Source organism: Sphingomonas sp. AP28 (assembly GCF_056680455.1).
Genome location: NZ_CM155283.1, coordinates 2,528,329 through 2,542,879 on the forward strand (window position 1 = coordinate 2,528,329; position 14,551 = coordinate 2,542,879).

Sequence of the window (14,551 nt, forward strand, 5' to 3'; positions counted from 1 at the left end):
CGGAACTGGGCGAGACGAGTCTGGCAAGACACGACCGGGCAGGACGCCAGGAGGCCGTGTTGGGAGAAGGGGTTAGAATTGGGGGGCGGGTTAGTCAAGCGGGGACGGGAACTCTGCTCTCGCCGTTCCCCTGCGAACGCAGGGGCCCAGGATCACGAACGCGATCGCCTGTAACCCTGGGCTCCTGCGTTCGCAGGAGAACGCCCGGTCAGAACGGCTTCACTATCACCAGCACGACGATCAGCGTCACCGCCAGCGCAGGCACCTCGTTGAGCATCCGCAACTGCTTCCCCGCCAGCGTCGGCTTCCCCGCGGCGAGCTTCTTCGCATAGCCGACCGCCCAGCCGTGATATCCCGTCAGCAGGAACACCAGCGCGAGCTTCAGGTGCAGCCACCCGAGCCCCGGCGCGCCGTCGGCCAGCCCCAGGTTCAGCGCCAGCGCGATCCCCAACACCCAGACGACGATCATCGCCGGCGTCAGGATGATGTGGCGGATCTTGCTCTCGCGCTCGACCCAGTTCGCCGCCTCGCTCGTGTTGCCCGCCGCCAGCGCCTCCTGGTGATACACCAGATAGCGCGGCAGCATGAAAAGCCCCGCCATCCAGAAGATCACGAAGATCAGATGCGCCGCCTTCACCCAGTCGTATGCAGCGCCGAGAAATCCGCTCATGTCGTGCTCCTTACGCGGGCGATCAGCTGCTCGACATGCGCGATGGGTGTGTCGGGCAGGATGCCATGGCCGAGGTTGAAGACGTGCGGACGCTCGACGAACGCTGCGAGGATCCGGTCGATCGCCGCATCGAGATCCGCCCCACCCGCGATCAACGCCAGCGGATCGAGATTGCCCTGCACCGGCATGTCCGCTGGCAGCGACGCGTGCGCCCAGACCGGATCGACCGTCTCGTCCAGCCCGATCGCATCGACGCCGGTCTCGCGTGCATAGGCCGGGAGCTTGCCCCCTGCCCCCTTCGGAAAGCCGATGATCGGCACGCCGGGGCAGCGCACGTGGAGCCGCTCGACGATCGACGCGGTAGGCGCGATCACCCAACGTTCGAACTGCGCGGGCGATAGCGAGCCCGACCAGCTGTCGAACAGCTGCACCACGTCGACACCCGCCTCGACCTGCCGCGCGAGATACTCGACGGTGTTGTCGGCGATCGCATCGATGATCGCACCGAATGCCTCGGGATCGCGATACGCGAAACGCCGCGTCTCGGACTGATCCTTCGAGCCCTTCCCCGCGACCATATACGTCGCGACCGTCCAGGGAGACCCCGCAAAGCCCAGGAACGTCGTCTCGGGAGGCAAGGCAGCGGCGACCTTCGCGACGGTGCCGTAGACCGGCTCCAGCCGCCCCATCACCGGCTGCAACCGATCGAGCGCATGGTCGACCAGCGCCGGCTCGAGCCGCGGCCCCTCGCCGACCCCGAAGCTCAGATCCTGCCCGAGCGCCCAAGGGATCATCAGGATGTCCGAGAACAGGATCGAGCCATCGAACCCGAACCGACGGATCGGCTGGAGCGTGACTTCGGCCGCCGCGTCGGGATCCGTCGCGAGCGCGAGGAACCCGCCCTTCTCGGCGCGGAGTTCTCGGTATTCCGGGAGGTACCGCCCCGCCTGCCGCATCAGCCAAAGCGGCGGCACGGCCTGACGCTCTCCGCGAAGAGTCGCCAGGAGAGGCTTGATGGGAGGCGAGTTGGGGGTCGGATCGGTCAGCGGAGCACCCTTCTTCTACTATAAGAAGATTCTAGAAATAGGTTGTTGCAGTGGTTGGGCGGTTGAACCCGGGGCTTATGCGGTGATCCCGGAAATGCCAACAGCTTGACCCCTCGGCACGCCCACAAACGCGCTGATTCGATTCAAGGCTCCCCGTTACCCACAGCCTGTGGATAAAATTGGCCCCTGTGCGCGGGCGTGTGGATAGAATGGGTGTTATCCACGGCACACCGGTCGCTTGGCGAGGGGGATGAGTTACGCTAGCCCTTCTCCCCATGTTATCCACAGATCCACGCCCAGGGACCCCGTCGCTGGGGACAAGATGCCGATGATCCGGCTCCACCTTCATCTGCTGTCGGACTCGACCGGCGAGACGCTGGAGAACATCGCGAAGGCGGCGCTGGCGCAATATGACGACGTCGAGACGGTCCGCCATTTCTGGCCGATGGTCCGCACCGAAGCGCATCTCGAACGCATCCTCCAGGAGATCGCGCAGAACCCGGGGCTGGTGGTGTTCACGCTGGTGAACCCCGCGACCCGACGGATTCTGGAGCAGCGGTGCCTCGCGCTGGGGCTGCCCGCGGTAGCCCCGCTCGACCCCGTGAATGACGCACTTTCCGGGTTACTGGGACAGCAGGCGAAGGCCCGGCCGGGACGTCAGCATGTCCTAGATGCGGCCTATTTCGCGCGCGTCGACGCCATCCAGTGGACGATCGCACACGACGACGGGATCGCCTCGGAAGAATGGGAGGAGGCCGATATCGTCCTGGCGGGCGTGTCGCGTTCGTCGAAGACGCCGACCTCGATCTACCTCGCCAACCGCGGCTACAAGACCGCGAACATCCCGATCGTCGTGGAAAGCCCACCACCGCTGAACCTCTACAAGCTCAAAGATCCGCTGATCGTCGGCCTCACGACCAGTGCGGATCGGCTGATTCAGGTCCGCCGCAACCGCCTGCTGTCGCTTAACCAGCAGCCCGACACGTCCTATGTCGAGGAAGAAGCAGTGATGCGCGAGCTCGCCTTTGCGCGCCGCATGTTCGCCGACAATGGCTGGCCGGTGATCGACGTTACGCGCCGCTCGATCGAGGAAACCGCGGCGGCGATCATCGCCTTGTGCAACCAGCGCCGCGCCGACGCCGCTCCGAAGGTCGAGCTATGAGCCTGATCCTCGCCTCGCAAAGCGCCTCGCGTCGCGCGATGCTGACCGCCGCGGGTGTGCCATTCGAGGCGACCTTCGCCGGCGTCGATGAGGATGCAGCCAAGGAGGCGCTACGCGACCTGTCGCCCCGCGATCTCGCCGATGCGCTCGCCGAACTGAAGGCGCTGAAGGTTTCCGCGCGGATGCCCGGCTATCTCGTCCTCGGCAGTGACTCGCTGGTCGCGCTGGAAGACGGCACCATCCTCGACAAGCCAGTGGACCGCGCCGACGCGGCGGCACATCTGCGGCTGATGTCCGGCAAGCGCCACGACCTCTGGAGCGCCGCGGTCATCGCCGAGAACGGCCAGGCGATATGGCGCCACGTCGAACGCGCGAAGATGCATGTCCGCCCGCTGTCCGAAGCGTTCATCGAGACGTACCTCGATGCGGAATGGCCCGTCATCTCGGGTTGCGTCGGCTGCTACCGCATCGAAGGCCCCGGCGCGCAACTGTTCGCCAGGATCGAAGGAAGCCAGTTCACGGTACTCGGCATGCCGCTGCTTAACGTCCTCGACTTCCTCCGCGTCCGCGGTGAACTGCCAGCGTAATCTAAAAACGGGAGGGCGCACGTAATCCTCCCCCGCCAGGGGGAGGTGGCTGGCTCTTGCCAGACGGAGGGGGAGGCATGCGAAACGTTTGTTCCGTGTCCTCCCCCTCCGTCACCTTCGGTGCCACCTCCCCCTTGCGGGGGAGGATTGAATGGACCGTCGCACATGGCAATCCGCCCGAGCTAGACTAAATCCCGTTCACCCGCGAAGGCGGGCGCCCAGACTGGATCCCCGCCTCCGCGGGGAAACACGGAGCTTCGAATGACCCGTCCGTATGCAGAAGTGATCGGCGATCCGATCGCACAGTCGAAATCGCCGCTGATCCACGGCTTCTGGCTCGACGCGCTCGGGATCGACGCGGAATACCGCCACAAGCTCGTCACCACCGCAAACCTCCCCGCCTACTTCACCGAACGCAAAGCCGACCCCGCATGGCGAGGGTGCAACATCACGATGCCGCACAAGCTCGCAGCGCTCGACCACGTCTCCGACCCCGGGAATGTCCGCGGGACGATCGGCGCGATCAACACCGTATTCCGCAACCAGGCGGGCGACTGCATCGGTACCAACACCGATGCCGCCGGATTCTGGGCGCCGATCGACGATCTCGACATCGCCGGCCAGCCCGTCACGGTGATCGGGGCGGGCGGCGCAGCCCGCGCGATCCTGTTCGCGCTGTCGCGGATGGGTGTCGGCCCCGTCACCATCCTCAACCGCAATCCGCTGAAGGGCGTAGCGCTGCTATCGACGTTCGGTCTCAAAGGCCAGGCGCTCCCGATCGGCCCCGCCGCCCCGCCCTCGCGCCTGCTAGTCAACGCCAGCGTACTTGGCATGGCCGGGCAGCCGCCCCTCGATATCGATCTCGGCGCGCTCGAGCCAGACTCACTGGTTTACGACATCGTCTATTCGCCGCTCGAAACCGGTCTCCTGAAAGCGGCGCGCGCGCGCGACCTTGAAACCGTCGATGGCCTGGAGATGCTGATCGGCCAGGCAGCGGTCGCGTTCGAGATATTGTTCCACGTGGAACCACCGCGCGATCGCGACGACGAACTCCGCGCGTTGCTGACAAAATGATCATCGGCCTCACCGGATCGATCGGCATGGGCAAATCCGCCGTCGCCGCGATGTTCGCCGACGAGGGCGTCCCGGTGTTCGACGCCGACGCAACCGTCCACCGCTTGCAAGGCATCGGTGGTCGACTCGTCCCCGCGATCGAAACCGCGTTCCCCGGCACCACCACCAAAGGCGCAGTCGACCGCGCAAAACTCGGGACAGCGGTGTTCGGCGACGACGCCGCGATCAAGCGGCTCGAAGCGATCGTCCACCCCGCCGTCGGCGAAGAACGCGCCGACTTCCTCGCCAAGCACGCCGGCCAGCGAGTCGTGTTCGACGTCCCCCTGCTGTTCGAGACCGGCGGCCATCGCAACGTCGACGTCATCGTCGTCGTCTCCGCCGCCCCGGACGTCCAGCGCGCCCGCGTCCTCGCTCGCCCCGGCATGACCGCGGAGAAGTTCGCCGCGATCCTCGCGCGCCAAACCCCCGACGCCGAGAAACGCGCCCGCGCGGATCATGTCATCAACACCGACACCAGCTTCGACGCGACCCGCGCGCAAGTCCGGGCGGTGCTTGCATCCTTGGAAATCTGAGCCGATACCATCGGGATGCGTGAGATCGTCTTCGATACCGAAACCACCGGCCTCAGTTTTTCCGGCGGCGACCGCATGGTCGAGATCGGCTGCGTCGAGATGCTCAACCGGGTCGAGACCGGCCGCACGTTCCACGCCTATTATCATCCCGAACGCGACATGCCGGTCGAGGCATTTAACGTCCACGGGCTGAGCGCGCAGTTCCTCTCCGACAAGCCGAAGTTCGCGGACGCGGTCGAGGACCTGCTCGAATTCGTCGGCGACGCGCCGATGATCGCGCACAATGCCGGCTTCGACTTCTCGTTCCTCAACGGCGAGCTCACCAAGTGCGGCCGCCAGATCGTCCACATGAAGCGGATGGTCGACACGCTGCAGATCGCGCGCAGCCGTCACCCCGGCGCCAAGCATTCGCTCGACGCTCTGTGCTCGCGGTTCGGCATCGATCGCAGCCACCGCGTGCTGCACGGCGCGCTGCTCGACGCGCAGTTGCTCGCGCAGGTCTATGTCGAGCTGATGGGCGGTCGCCAGATCGGTCTCGGCCTACTTGGCGATACCGGCAGCACCGCGTCGACTCCGATCGTCGCACAGGCGCCTCGGGTCGTTCGCCCTGCCCGCGTTTTCGCGGTGAGCGAGGGAGACCTTGCGGCCCATGCTGCGTTCATGAAGGGGATCAAGGATCCGATCTGGGGGGCCGTGGCGTCCGGATGACGCTGGCAGGGTGGAGCCAATAGGACCGCCCGAAGACTGTAACGCCGTTAAGGAGACGACAATGGATATCCGGATTTCTGGTCATCAGGTTGACACTGGCGAAGCACTGAACAGCCACGTGGAAGACCGACTCCAGGGTATCGCCGACAAGTATTTCTCGCGCGCCATCTCGGCCGAAGTCACGTTTGGCAAGGGGCCGCACGATGCCGGCTTCAAATGCGACATCGTCTCGCACGTGATGAAAGGCCTCGTGCTCAAGGGCCATGCCGAAGCCTATGACGCCCGCGCCGCCTTCGATGGCGCCGCCGCGAAGATCGAGACCCAGCTCCGCCGCTACATGCGCCGCCTGAAGGATCGCCATGCCGGCGAAGCGGTCGCGATCGCCGAGAGCAACGGCTACGACAATGCCGGCTATACGCTGTTCCAGGAGAGCGTCGAGGAAGACGATGTCGCGGACGCACCGCTGATCATCGCCGAAACGCGCGTCGACATCCCCGAGGCCACCGTGTCCGACGCGGTGATGATGCTCGATCTGCGCAACACCGCCGCGTTGCTGTTCACGAACGCGGGCACCGGCGCGCACAACATGGTGTACAAGCGCGGCGATGGCACGATCGGCTGGGTCGAGCCACAGCGCGTAGCCGCCTCCCCTCCCCAATAAAGAAGGGTCCATAAAGGCGTGGGTCTGACGACCCCGTCTTTACGCCCCCGTGCAACCCGCTAAGGCGGACGCGCGCGGGGGCGCTTGAGATATTGAACAGAATGACTGATTTCAGCGATATGCTGCGTCCCGACGCAGTGCACACGGGCGTGATCGCCACGAACAAGAAGGCGGTGTTCCAGCATCTTGCCACGATCGCGTCCGAGATAGTCGATACCGACCCCAAGATGATCGCCGATCGGCTGGCCGCGCGCGAGAAGCTCGGCTCGACCGGGTTCGGCGGTGGCGTCGCGATCCCGCATGCCAAGCTGGAAGGTCTCGCGCAGGTCACGGGGGTGTTCGCGCGATTGGCGCAACCCGTCGATTTCCAGGCGGTCGACGATCTCCCCGTCGATCTCGTCTTCATGCTGCTCTCCCCCACCGACGCTGGCGCGGTTCATTTGAAGGCCCTCGCCCGCGTCTCGCGCCGACTGCGCGACAAGGCGTTCCTCGAGAAACTGCGCGGCGGCGGTTCGCCAGACGCGGTCTATGCGCTGTTCACCGCCGACGAGGTCCGCGATGCAGCCTGAGTCGGCCCCCAGTTCGGCCCCAAACACGGCGGGCGCAGACGCACATTTCCGCGCGCTGGAATCGCTCTACGCCCAGGCCCCGATCAACCGCTTCTTCGATTCCTCGCTCGAAATCCCCGAAGCCGGCGTCGCGCGCATCCATTTCACGATCGACGAGCGCCATTACCACGCCGGCGGCGCCGCGCACGGCACGAGCTACTTCAAGATGCTCGACGATGCCGCCTTCTACGCTTGCAACAGCCTGGTCACCGATCGCTTCCTGCTCACCACCGCGTTCAACCTGCTGCTCACGCGACCGTTGAAGATCGGCCCGGTGATCGCCGAAGGACGCTGGATCAGTGGCAAGCGGCGTGTGTTCGTCGCGGACGCCCGGCTGATCGACGCGGACGGCGAAGAAGCGGCAAGAGGCACCGGCACCTTCATGCGCTCGCGGATCGCGCTCGCTGGCCTTCCCGGATACCGCAGCGCAGCATGAGTAGCCGTCTCCCCAGCGGAGTCCTCGTCAGCGCGTTGCTGCGGCGCGTCAACGACGCCGGCGGCTTCGGCGCGGTGATGGCGAAAGGCGACCCGCAAGGCGGCGCGATCCTGGTCATCGCGATCGACAAGGGCGCCCCGCCTCGCCTGCTGGAACGCGGCATCGGACCCGACGGACGGACCGTGCTAATCGACTCGACGCCCCCCGAAGACCTCGACGGATATTGGCGTCGGCGCCGCGCAAGTGACCCGGATCTCTGGGTAATCGAGGTGGACATCGCAGCGGCGGAACGGTTCGCCGCTGAAACGATCCTCGACGATTGACTCGAAAGCCCCCCCAATAGAGGGGAATTGCAACATTGATTGGCGTTGTGCTGGGACGGGTGCGATCCGGATCAGTTACGCAGTCGGGGGGATGCCTGGACGATCGGCTCGTACGATTGCTTCCGCGGTCCAACCGCATCTGAATAAGTTTGAATGACGATTTTTCAGCGGGCTGCGACGATCGCGGTCATGACCTTCTCTCTTGCCGGCCTGCTCGGCAACAGCGCTCCCGGTCAGGCAACCGGTATCGATCGCTCGACCACCAATCTCACTGCTCTCGCCAATATAAACGCGCTCTCGCCGCAGAATGTTCCGCAGATCGCTCCAGTTGCCACGACCGTCGCACCTGTCGAGACGAACGCCGAGAACACCGCAGTCAGCCCTGCCGTCGCAGAAGCCGAAGAATTCGACACGCTTGCCCAGGCCGTTGCCGCGCAGGATAGCGCCGCCGCCGACGAAGCGCTTCAGTGCCTTGCCGGCGCGATCTACTTCGAATCCAAGGGTGAGCCGCTGACCGGCCAGCTCGCCGTCGCCGAAGTCATCATCAATCGCGCCAAGTCGGGTCGTTTCCCCGCCAACGTCTGCGCCGTCGTCAAGCAGCGCGGCCAGTTCAGCTTCGTCCGCGGTGGCAAGATCCCCAACATCAACGCCGGCACCGCCTACCGCACCGCGGTCGCAGTCGCCAAGGTCGCCCTCGCCGATGCGTGGAACAGCCCGGCCGACAAGGCGCTCTACTTCAACACCCCCGATCGCCGCCCCAGCGTCCGTGCGATCAAGGTCGCCTCGATCGGAAACCACATCTTCTATCGCTGATATCCCCCGGATATCGCTGAAGTCCGACCCCGTCCCGCATCCAGCGGGGCGGGGTTTTTCATATCCGCCAACGCCCCAGTTTAACGTCTCGGCCTATCGCAGCACCCGCGCCGCCAACCCCGAACAGTCCGCATCGCTGGCCGTCGGTCCCTGCTTGCCGGTGATCGCCCGACCGATCGCCTTGAAGATATTCCCCACCGATTTCACCTCCGGCGGGATCGTCACGTGCGGCTGCTGGATCGTCCCGGTCATGTACGCCGATCCCGGCAACTGCAGCAGCGCATGCTGTTTCGGCGATCCACTCAGCCGAATGTTGAGCGCTTCGGTTGGAAACACCACGCTCCCCTGCCCGCGCAACTGGCTGGCGGTGGTATCGACGATCATCGGATCAACGCGCCCCCGCCCCCGCGTCACGGCGAGTTTCACCACCACGCAGCGCAGCCCCGCGCGCTCGCCATCTTTCGCCAGCAACGCGCGCGCCGCATCGAACCCCAAAGCTGCGGCGATCCCCTGCGGCAACTGCCCGTCCCGCGCGACGAACCCGATGCTGCCATCGGCGTTCCCGACTGCAGCCCGGATCGTCTCGCCCGGCCCCTTCAGCCGCACCCGCGCGCTCACATTCCCGCTGAAATCGCCGCGCCCGCCCGCCAGCGCCTGTACGCTGCTACCCCGCAACCTAAGGTCGATCGCAACGGTCGGCGTCTTGCGATCGCCCCGCTGGTCGACGGTGACCTTGCCGGTGACGGTCCCTTGCGGCAGTCTCGCGACCAACCGGTCCAGAGTAAGCAGTTGGTGATCGATCGCGATCGTCCCCTTGGCGGACACGATCGGGGACTTCCCCTTGGCCGCGACGATATGCTGGATGCGGAACCCGAACTCGGCATCGGTGCTGTCGATCTTGCCGATGTCGATCCGCGTATTCGGCACGAGCCTCGGCCCGATCGCCCGCTCCAGCGCGGCGCCCTTCGCCTGCGCCTCGTCCGACGACAGGTCCGCGAAGTCGAACTGGCGCGACACGATATCGCCGTTCACCTTGCTTCGTCCGTCCCTCTTGTCGACCGTCACGTGACCCGCAAAATCCGACCGCCCGACCACGCCCTTCAGCTGCGTGATCGCCCATTTCGGCGCATCGTGGCGGATGTGCGCGCTGAACGACACCGGCTGCGTCCGGAACAGCCCCGCCTCGATCACCGCGTCGATCAGCTTCAGGTCGGTCGCGCGCGCCGTCACGTCGAGCGTCATCGCATCGGTATCGAGCGGCCGGTCCATCACGCCCTTTGCCGAGATCGACAGTCTGTCCCCATCGATCGACGCGGTGAACGGCCAAGGCTTGCCCTGCGATCGCTCGATCGACGGCCCCGAGACCGCGATCCGCACCGCCGCCCCACGCACGGTACCGGTGCCGTTCGCACGGATGCCCGCAACCGGATCGGACGAGAACCGCGCGGTGATCTGCCGCCCCTGCTTGGCATCGCGGTACGAGATCACGCTGTCGCGGATGATGAGCCCTTGCAGGTCGTTCGAACTGCCGCCGCTCTTGGCCTTGCCCGGCCGATCCCAGTTGGTCCGCCCCTGCTTGTCACGGACAAGTGCGAGGTACAGCCCGGACGCCTTGACGTCGCGCGGTCCGAACCCGCCCTTCAACAGCGACAGCGCGGAGAACGTCGCCTCCGCCTCGCGCAACCGCACGAAATCGCCGCTCCCGGCCCACGCCGCTTGCGGAATACGCACCTGCGTAATGCGGATCGTCGGCGAGAAGCCGAACCCGTCGACGCGCTCGATCCCGCCGATCGTCACCGGCCGCCCGAAGCGCGCGGTCAGCTGCCGCTCGATCACGCCTTTCAGCGATCCCCAGGGAAACACGGCGAGCCCGATTATGACCGTGGCCATCACGGCCACGACGACGATGCCAGTGACTTTCACCCAGCGCTTGGCGACCCATCTTCTCATCTACTGCGGCGACGCGTCGAGACGAGAAACGTTCCGCAAGCGTCAGGACCGCTGCCGCAGAATGACCGCGGCGCGTAGGGCTCGCTAGACCCGCACGCTCTTCGGCGCCAACCGGCGGATATCGAGGACATCGACCTGCGCGAGCATCACCGCGCCCAGCGCCTTGTCCCCGGTCTCGACCAATATCCCCTCATGCGTCGCGCGCACCGTCCGCCACGATACCTCGCGGACCGTCAGAGTCTTCCCGATCCGCTTCACCGCAGCGACACGCCCGTCATCCGCGATCGCCAACGCGCCCTGCCCGTCCGCTCCGACGACAGCGCCCGCCACCGCAAACCCGCGAAGCTGTGCCTGCGCCGCGTCCGCCGCCTCTTCCGGAGTCTCGATCTTCACGACCCGCCGCATCCGCACGACCACCCAGGCCAGGCCCGCGATCAGCAGCACAACGATGGCCACGATGCGGCCGACGATGGCAGGCGTCATCGCGGCCCTGCGAGCGCGTCCAGCATCGGGCGGATTCCGCGCAGATCATACCCGGCGTCCTCGGCCTGCGCGAGCAACAGGTTCGGGTTGCGTCCCGCCTTCGCCGCCGCCAGCGCCCACAAATTGCAGCTCCGCGTCCCCGACCGGCAATAGGCCAGCACCGGCCCGTCGGAATCGGTCAGCGCCTGCGTCATCGCGTCGATCTGCGGATGCGAGAACCCCGCATGCGTCACCGGGATCGAGACGTATTTCAGTCCGGCCGCTTCCGCCGCAGCGCGGATCGCGTCGCCCGAAGGTTGCCCCGCATCCTCGTCGTCCGGTCGGTTGTTGACGATCGTCTTGAACCCCGCCGCAGCGATTTCCGCGACTTGCTCGACCGCGATCTGTGGCGCGACCGAAATACTTTCGTTTATTTGCCGTATCATGCGGACTCGCGGATGACCTGGAGGAAGGCATCCCCATAGGCGTCGAGCTTGCGCGCGCCAATGCCTGATAACAGGCTTAACTCGGCACGCGACGCCGGCCGCTGCCGCGCAATGTCACGCAACACCGAATCGTGAAAGATCACATACGGCGGAACGCCCGCTTCCTTCGCCAGATCGCGCCGCCGCACGCGCAACGCCTCGAACAGCGGATCGTCGACCGGGTTCGGCACAGCGCCAACCGCACCCTTGCGCCGCCGCTCGCGCTTGGGCGGCACGACGATCGACACCGCCGCCTCGCCCTTGAGGATAGCCTTCGCCGCCGGTCCGAATTCGAGGCCGCCATGCGGATTGGTCCGCAGCGCATCCTTCAGCATCAGCGCGCGCGATACGGGCTTCAGCAACGCAACCTCGTCGCCCTCGACGATCCCGTACACCGACAGCGCCTCATGCCCGTTCATCAGGCTCCGCTCCGACGACACCCCCGTCAGGATACCCTCGATATACCCCACCCCGAACATCTGCCCGGTCCGAAACACCGCCGACAGGAATTTACGCGCCGTTTCCGTCGCGTCGACCGCATCGACGTTACCGAGGCAATTGTCACAATTCCCGCAATCCTCGAGCCGCTCCTCGCCGAAATGCTTGAGCAGGATCCGCCGCCGGCACCCGGCCGTCTCGACCAGCCCGCCCATCGCGGTCAGCCGCTGCCGCTCGCCCGCCTGCCGCTCGGGCTCGACCTCGCCGATCCGCTGCCGCGCACGCGCGAAATCCTCCGCGCCCCAGAACAGATGCGCGATCGCCGGGTCGCCATCACGCCCCGCGCGGCCGGTCTCCTGATAATAAGCTTCGATCGATTTCGGCAGCCCGGCATGCGCCACGAACCGCACGTCGGGCTTGTCGATCCCCATCCCGAACGCGACCGTCGCGCAGATCACCATGTCCTCGCTCGCGACGAAATCCGCCTGGTTCTTCGCGCGCACCTGCGGATCGAGCCCGGCATGATACGCCCGCGTCGGCCGCCCACTCCGCCCCAGCGCCTCCGCCAGCTTCTCGGTCGCCGCCCGCGTCTGTGCGTAGACGATCCCCGGCCCCGGGATCTTCTCCAGGATATCCGCGATCTGCCGATTGACGTTGTCGCGCCCCGAAATCGCATAGCGGATGTTCGGCCGGTCGAACCCCGACACGATCAGCCCCTCTCGCGAGATGCCCAGCTGCTCGAGAATGTCCGCCCGCGTATGCGCGTCGGCGGTCGCGGTCAGCGCGAGGCGCGGCACATCCGGAAAACTGTCGAGCAAAGGCCGCAGCAACCGATAGTCCGGCCGGAAGTCATGCCCCCACTCACTAACGCAATGCGCCTCGTCGATCGCGAACAAGCTGAGCTTGGCCTGCGACAGTAGATTGCGAAAACTTTCGTTCGAGGCCCGCTCCGGCGCCACGTACAGCAGGTCCAGATCGCCAGCCCGAAACCGCGCGATCGTCTCCTCGCGATTGGTATCGACCGACGTCAGCGTAGCCGCCTTGATGCCCACCGCAGTGGCGGCCCGCAACTGGTCATGCATCAACGCGATCAGCGGCGACACGACCACGCACGTCCCCTCCAGCATCGTCGCCGGCAACTGATAGCACAGCGACTTGCCCGCACCCGTCGGCATGACCGCCAGAGTCCGCTGCCCCGCGAGCACCCGGTCGACGACATCGCGCTGCACGCCACGAAAATCAGGAAAGCCGAAGATGCGCTGGAGATCGGGAAGGGGGTCGAGTGCCATTGCCATGCGATCTAGGCGTCGCGCAGTCGCCCGTCGAGGGGCGAGCCTGCATTGGTTATCCAATCATCACCAATCATAAATTCGTTGCGAATACGATATGACGCGGCAAGATCGCGGCGCATGACGCCGGAGACCTCGCGATGATCGCCAATATCTTTAGAACCGGCGTGGCGGCATCGGTGCTCGTGAGCAGCGTCGCGCTAGCCGGCGACACGGTCACGGCCATCCGCGACGTACCGGTCGGCGGGATGATCGCCGCAATGATCGACGGCAAGCCCGTCACGCTGCGCGTCGACCCTGCCGCGCCCGGCCTGGTCTTCGTCACGACCGCGGTCGCCGATCGACTCGCGCTGAAGGGCGGCGCATTGGGCCTCGGCTATTCGGTCGGCGGGCAAGGCGCGATGCAGGCGACGACGGTCCGCCCGATGACGTTCGGGACCAATGCGGTGAAGCGGCGGATCGGCTTTCCGAGCCGCAAGCACGAGGCCAAGGGGAAGGCTGCCGACCCCCGCTGGGTCGGGCGGCCCTATGCCGATGTCGGCGACGGCAGCATCGGCCCGGCGTCGCTGCCCGAACCCGTCGTGCGCATCCTCCTGAACGCGCCGCGCGCGGGAAAGCGGACCGTCGCGTTGCCGATGGTCGACGGCGGCGGCCTGCTGGGCAAGCTCTCCGGGACCTTCGCGCAGATCACGATTGGCGGCCAGCCGATCCGGGTCCGCTTCGACCCCTATCATCCACGCACGACCGTCACCGCCAACGCCGCCACGCTGATCGCGCAGGCGCAGCGCGGCACGCTGGCCGGCCTCACCGCACCGGTCGAGATCGCCTTCGGTATCGCCCGACCCGTCCGCACGATGACGCTCGCCACCCCGCTCCTCGTCGGCCCGCTCGCGCTATCGTCGCTAGGCGTCCGCACCACTGACGTCGGCAGCGCCGCCGCGATCCCCGATGCCGACGCGCCGCCACCCGACCCCGACGAGATCGTCGTCGTCGCCAAGGGCAAGCGCGATGCGAACCGCGACCGCCTGACGATCGGCGCCGACCTGCTGGATCGCTGCTCCACCATCGTCTTCGACAAACCCGCCAAGCAGATCCGCCTGACCTGCGGGTAGACTCGGTCCGTTGACGGTCGGGGGAACGCACAAGTCCCAGGACGCCGTCGCTAAGCTTGTTTCCCCGCGAAGGCGGGGACCCAGACTGGGGTCCCGCCTTCGCGGGAGAACAAGGAAGGGAGGCTGCCGTTCGAATGCGGCGGCCGTACTTGCTT

At 66.3% G+C, this 14,551-nt stretch carries 17 protein-coding genes; 11 read left to right on the forward strand and 6 right to left on the reverse strand.

The window, feature by feature from the left end:
* Nucleotides 1–208: 208 nt before the first annotated feature.
* The gene (locus AC1MH0_RS11570) at nucleotides 209–670 is read right to left on the reverse strand and encodes a CopD family protein (RefSeq protein ID WP_120300842.1); all 462 of its coding nucleotides are present in this window, start codon (nucleotides 668–670) and stop codon (nucleotides 209–211) included.
* Nucleotides 667–1,686 (reverse strand): uroporphyrinogen decarboxylase, encoded by a 1,020-nt coding sequence (gene hemE, locus AC1MH0_RS11575; protein WP_480965733.1) that lies wholly within the window; start codon nucleotides 1,684–1,686, stop codon nucleotides 667–669. The genes AC1MH0_RS11570 and hemE overlap by 4 nt, the downstream gene beginning before the upstream one ends.
* Nucleotides 1,687–2,044: 358 nt before the next feature.
* Between hemE and AC1MH0_RS11580 the strand changes: the two genes are divergently transcribed.
* The 10 genes from AC1MH0_RS11580 to AC1MH0_RS11625 all read left to right on the forward strand — a co-directional run bounded on the left by AC1MH0_RS11580 (nucleotide 2,045) and on the right by AC1MH0_RS11625 (nucleotide 8,660).
* The gene (locus AC1MH0_RS11580) at nucleotides 2,045–2,878 is read left to right on the forward strand and encodes a pyruvate, water dikinase regulatory protein (protein ID WP_480962895.1); all 834 of its coding nucleotides are present in this window, start codon (nucleotides 2,045–2,047) and stop codon (nucleotides 2,876–2,878) included.
* The gene (locus tag AC1MH0_RS11585; RefSeq protein WP_480962896.1) at nucleotides 2,875–3,465 is read left to right on the forward strand and encodes a Maf family protein; all 591 of its coding nucleotides are present in this window, start codon (nucleotides 2,875–2,877) and stop codon (nucleotides 3,463–3,465) included. The genes AC1MH0_RS11580 and AC1MH0_RS11585 overlap by 4 nt, the downstream gene beginning before the upstream one ends.
* 261 nt (nucleotides 3,466–3,726) lie before the next feature.
* Nucleotides 3,727–4,539, forward strand: a complete 813-nt coding sequence (locus tag AC1MH0_RS11590) for a shikimate dehydrogenase family protein (protein ID WP_480962897.1) — start codon at nucleotides 3,727–3,729, stop codon at nucleotides 4,537–4,539.
* Nucleotides 4,536–5,111 carry a dephospho-CoA kinase gene (gene coaE, locus AC1MH0_RS11595; protein ID WP_480962898.1) on the forward strand — a complete coding sequence of 192 codons (576 nt, stop codon included), beginning with the start codon at nucleotides 4,536–4,538 and terminating at the stop codon, nucleotides 5,109–5,111. The genes AC1MH0_RS11590 and coaE overlap by 4 nt, the downstream gene beginning before the upstream one ends.
* A gap of 15 nt (nucleotides 5,112–5,126) precedes the next feature.
* Nucleotides 5,127–5,819 (forward strand): DNA polymerase III subunit epsilon, encoded by a 693-nt coding sequence (dnaQ, locus tag AC1MH0_RS11600; protein ID WP_480962899.1) that lies wholly within the window; start codon nucleotides 5,127–5,129, stop codon nucleotides 5,817–5,819.
* Between the two features lie 61 nt (nucleotides 5,820–5,880).
* A complete protein-coding gene (gene hpf, locus AC1MH0_RS11605) occupies nucleotides 5,881–6,480 on the forward strand; it encodes a ribosome hibernation-promoting factor, HPF/YfiA family (RefSeq protein ID WP_480962900.1) in 600 nt (199 codons plus the stop codon).
* A 101-nt stretch (nucleotides 6,481–6,581) separates the two neighbouring features.
* Nucleotides 6,582–7,049, forward strand: a complete 468-nt coding sequence (locus AC1MH0_RS11610; RefSeq protein ID WP_480962901.1) for a PTS sugar transporter subunit IIA — start codon at nucleotides 6,582–6,584, stop codon at nucleotides 7,047–7,049.
* Entirely contained in the window at nucleotides 7,039–7,524 is a 486-nt protein-coding gene (locus AC1MH0_RS11615; RefSeq protein ID WP_426283069.1) for a PaaI family thioesterase, read from the forward strand. Before AC1MH0_RS11610 ends, AC1MH0_RS11615 begins: the two co-directional genes overlap by 11 nt.
* Complete coding sequence (locus AC1MH0_RS11620; protein WP_480962902.1) at nucleotides 7,521–7,847, forward strand: DUF1491 family protein; 327 nt, start codon at nucleotides 7,521–7,523, stop codon at nucleotides 7,845–7,847. The genes AC1MH0_RS11615 and AC1MH0_RS11620 overlap by 4 nt, the downstream gene beginning before the upstream one ends.
* Before the next feature lie 153 nt (nucleotides 7,848–8,000).
* Nucleotides 8,001–8,660, forward strand: coding sequence for a cell wall hydrolase (locus tag AC1MH0_RS11625; RefSeq protein WP_480962903.1), 660 nt, complete (start codon nucleotides 8,001–8,003; stop codon nucleotides 8,658–8,660).
* 93 nt (nucleotides 8,661–8,753) lie between these two features.
* Here AC1MH0_RS11625 and AC1MH0_RS11630 read toward each other — a convergent pair whose 3' ends face one another.
* The 4 genes from AC1MH0_RS11630 to recQ form a co-directional block, all read right to left on the reverse strand.
* The gene (locus tag AC1MH0_RS11630) at nucleotides 8,754–10,610 is read right to left on the reverse strand and encodes an AsmA family protein (RefSeq protein WP_480962904.1); all 1,857 of its coding nucleotides are present in this window, start codon (nucleotides 10,608–10,610) and stop codon (nucleotides 8,754–8,756) included.
* An 84-nt stretch (nucleotides 10,611–10,694) separates the two neighbouring features.
* On the reverse strand, nucleotides 10,695–11,093 hold the full coding sequence (locus AC1MH0_RS11635; protein WP_480962905.1) for a hypothetical protein: 399 nt from the start codon (nucleotides 11,091–11,093) through the stop codon (nucleotides 10,695–10,697).
* Entirely contained in the window at nucleotides 11,090–11,518 is a 429-nt protein-coding gene (locus AC1MH0_RS11640; RefSeq protein ID WP_056064377.1) for a protein tyrosine phosphatase family protein, read from the reverse strand. The genes AC1MH0_RS11635 and AC1MH0_RS11640 overlap by 4 nt, the downstream gene beginning before the upstream one ends.
* Nucleotides 11,515–13,284 carry a DNA helicase RecQ gene (gene recQ, locus AC1MH0_RS11645; RefSeq protein WP_480962906.1) on the reverse strand — a complete coding sequence of 590 codons (1,770 nt, stop codon included), beginning with the start codon at nucleotides 13,282–13,284 and terminating at the stop codon, nucleotides 11,515–11,517. Before recQ ends, AC1MH0_RS11640 begins: the two co-directional genes overlap by 4 nt.
* 140 nt (nucleotides 13,285–13,424) lie before the next feature.
* On the opposite strand from recQ, the gene AC1MH0_RS11650 reads away from it, so the two are divergent.
* Nucleotides 13,425–14,396: a hypothetical protein gene (locus AC1MH0_RS11650; protein ID WP_480962907.1), complete on the forward strand. Its 972-nt coding sequence runs from the start codon at nucleotides 13,425–13,427 to the stop codon at nucleotides 14,394–14,396.
* Nucleotides 14,397–14,551 lie beyond the last annotated feature (155 nt).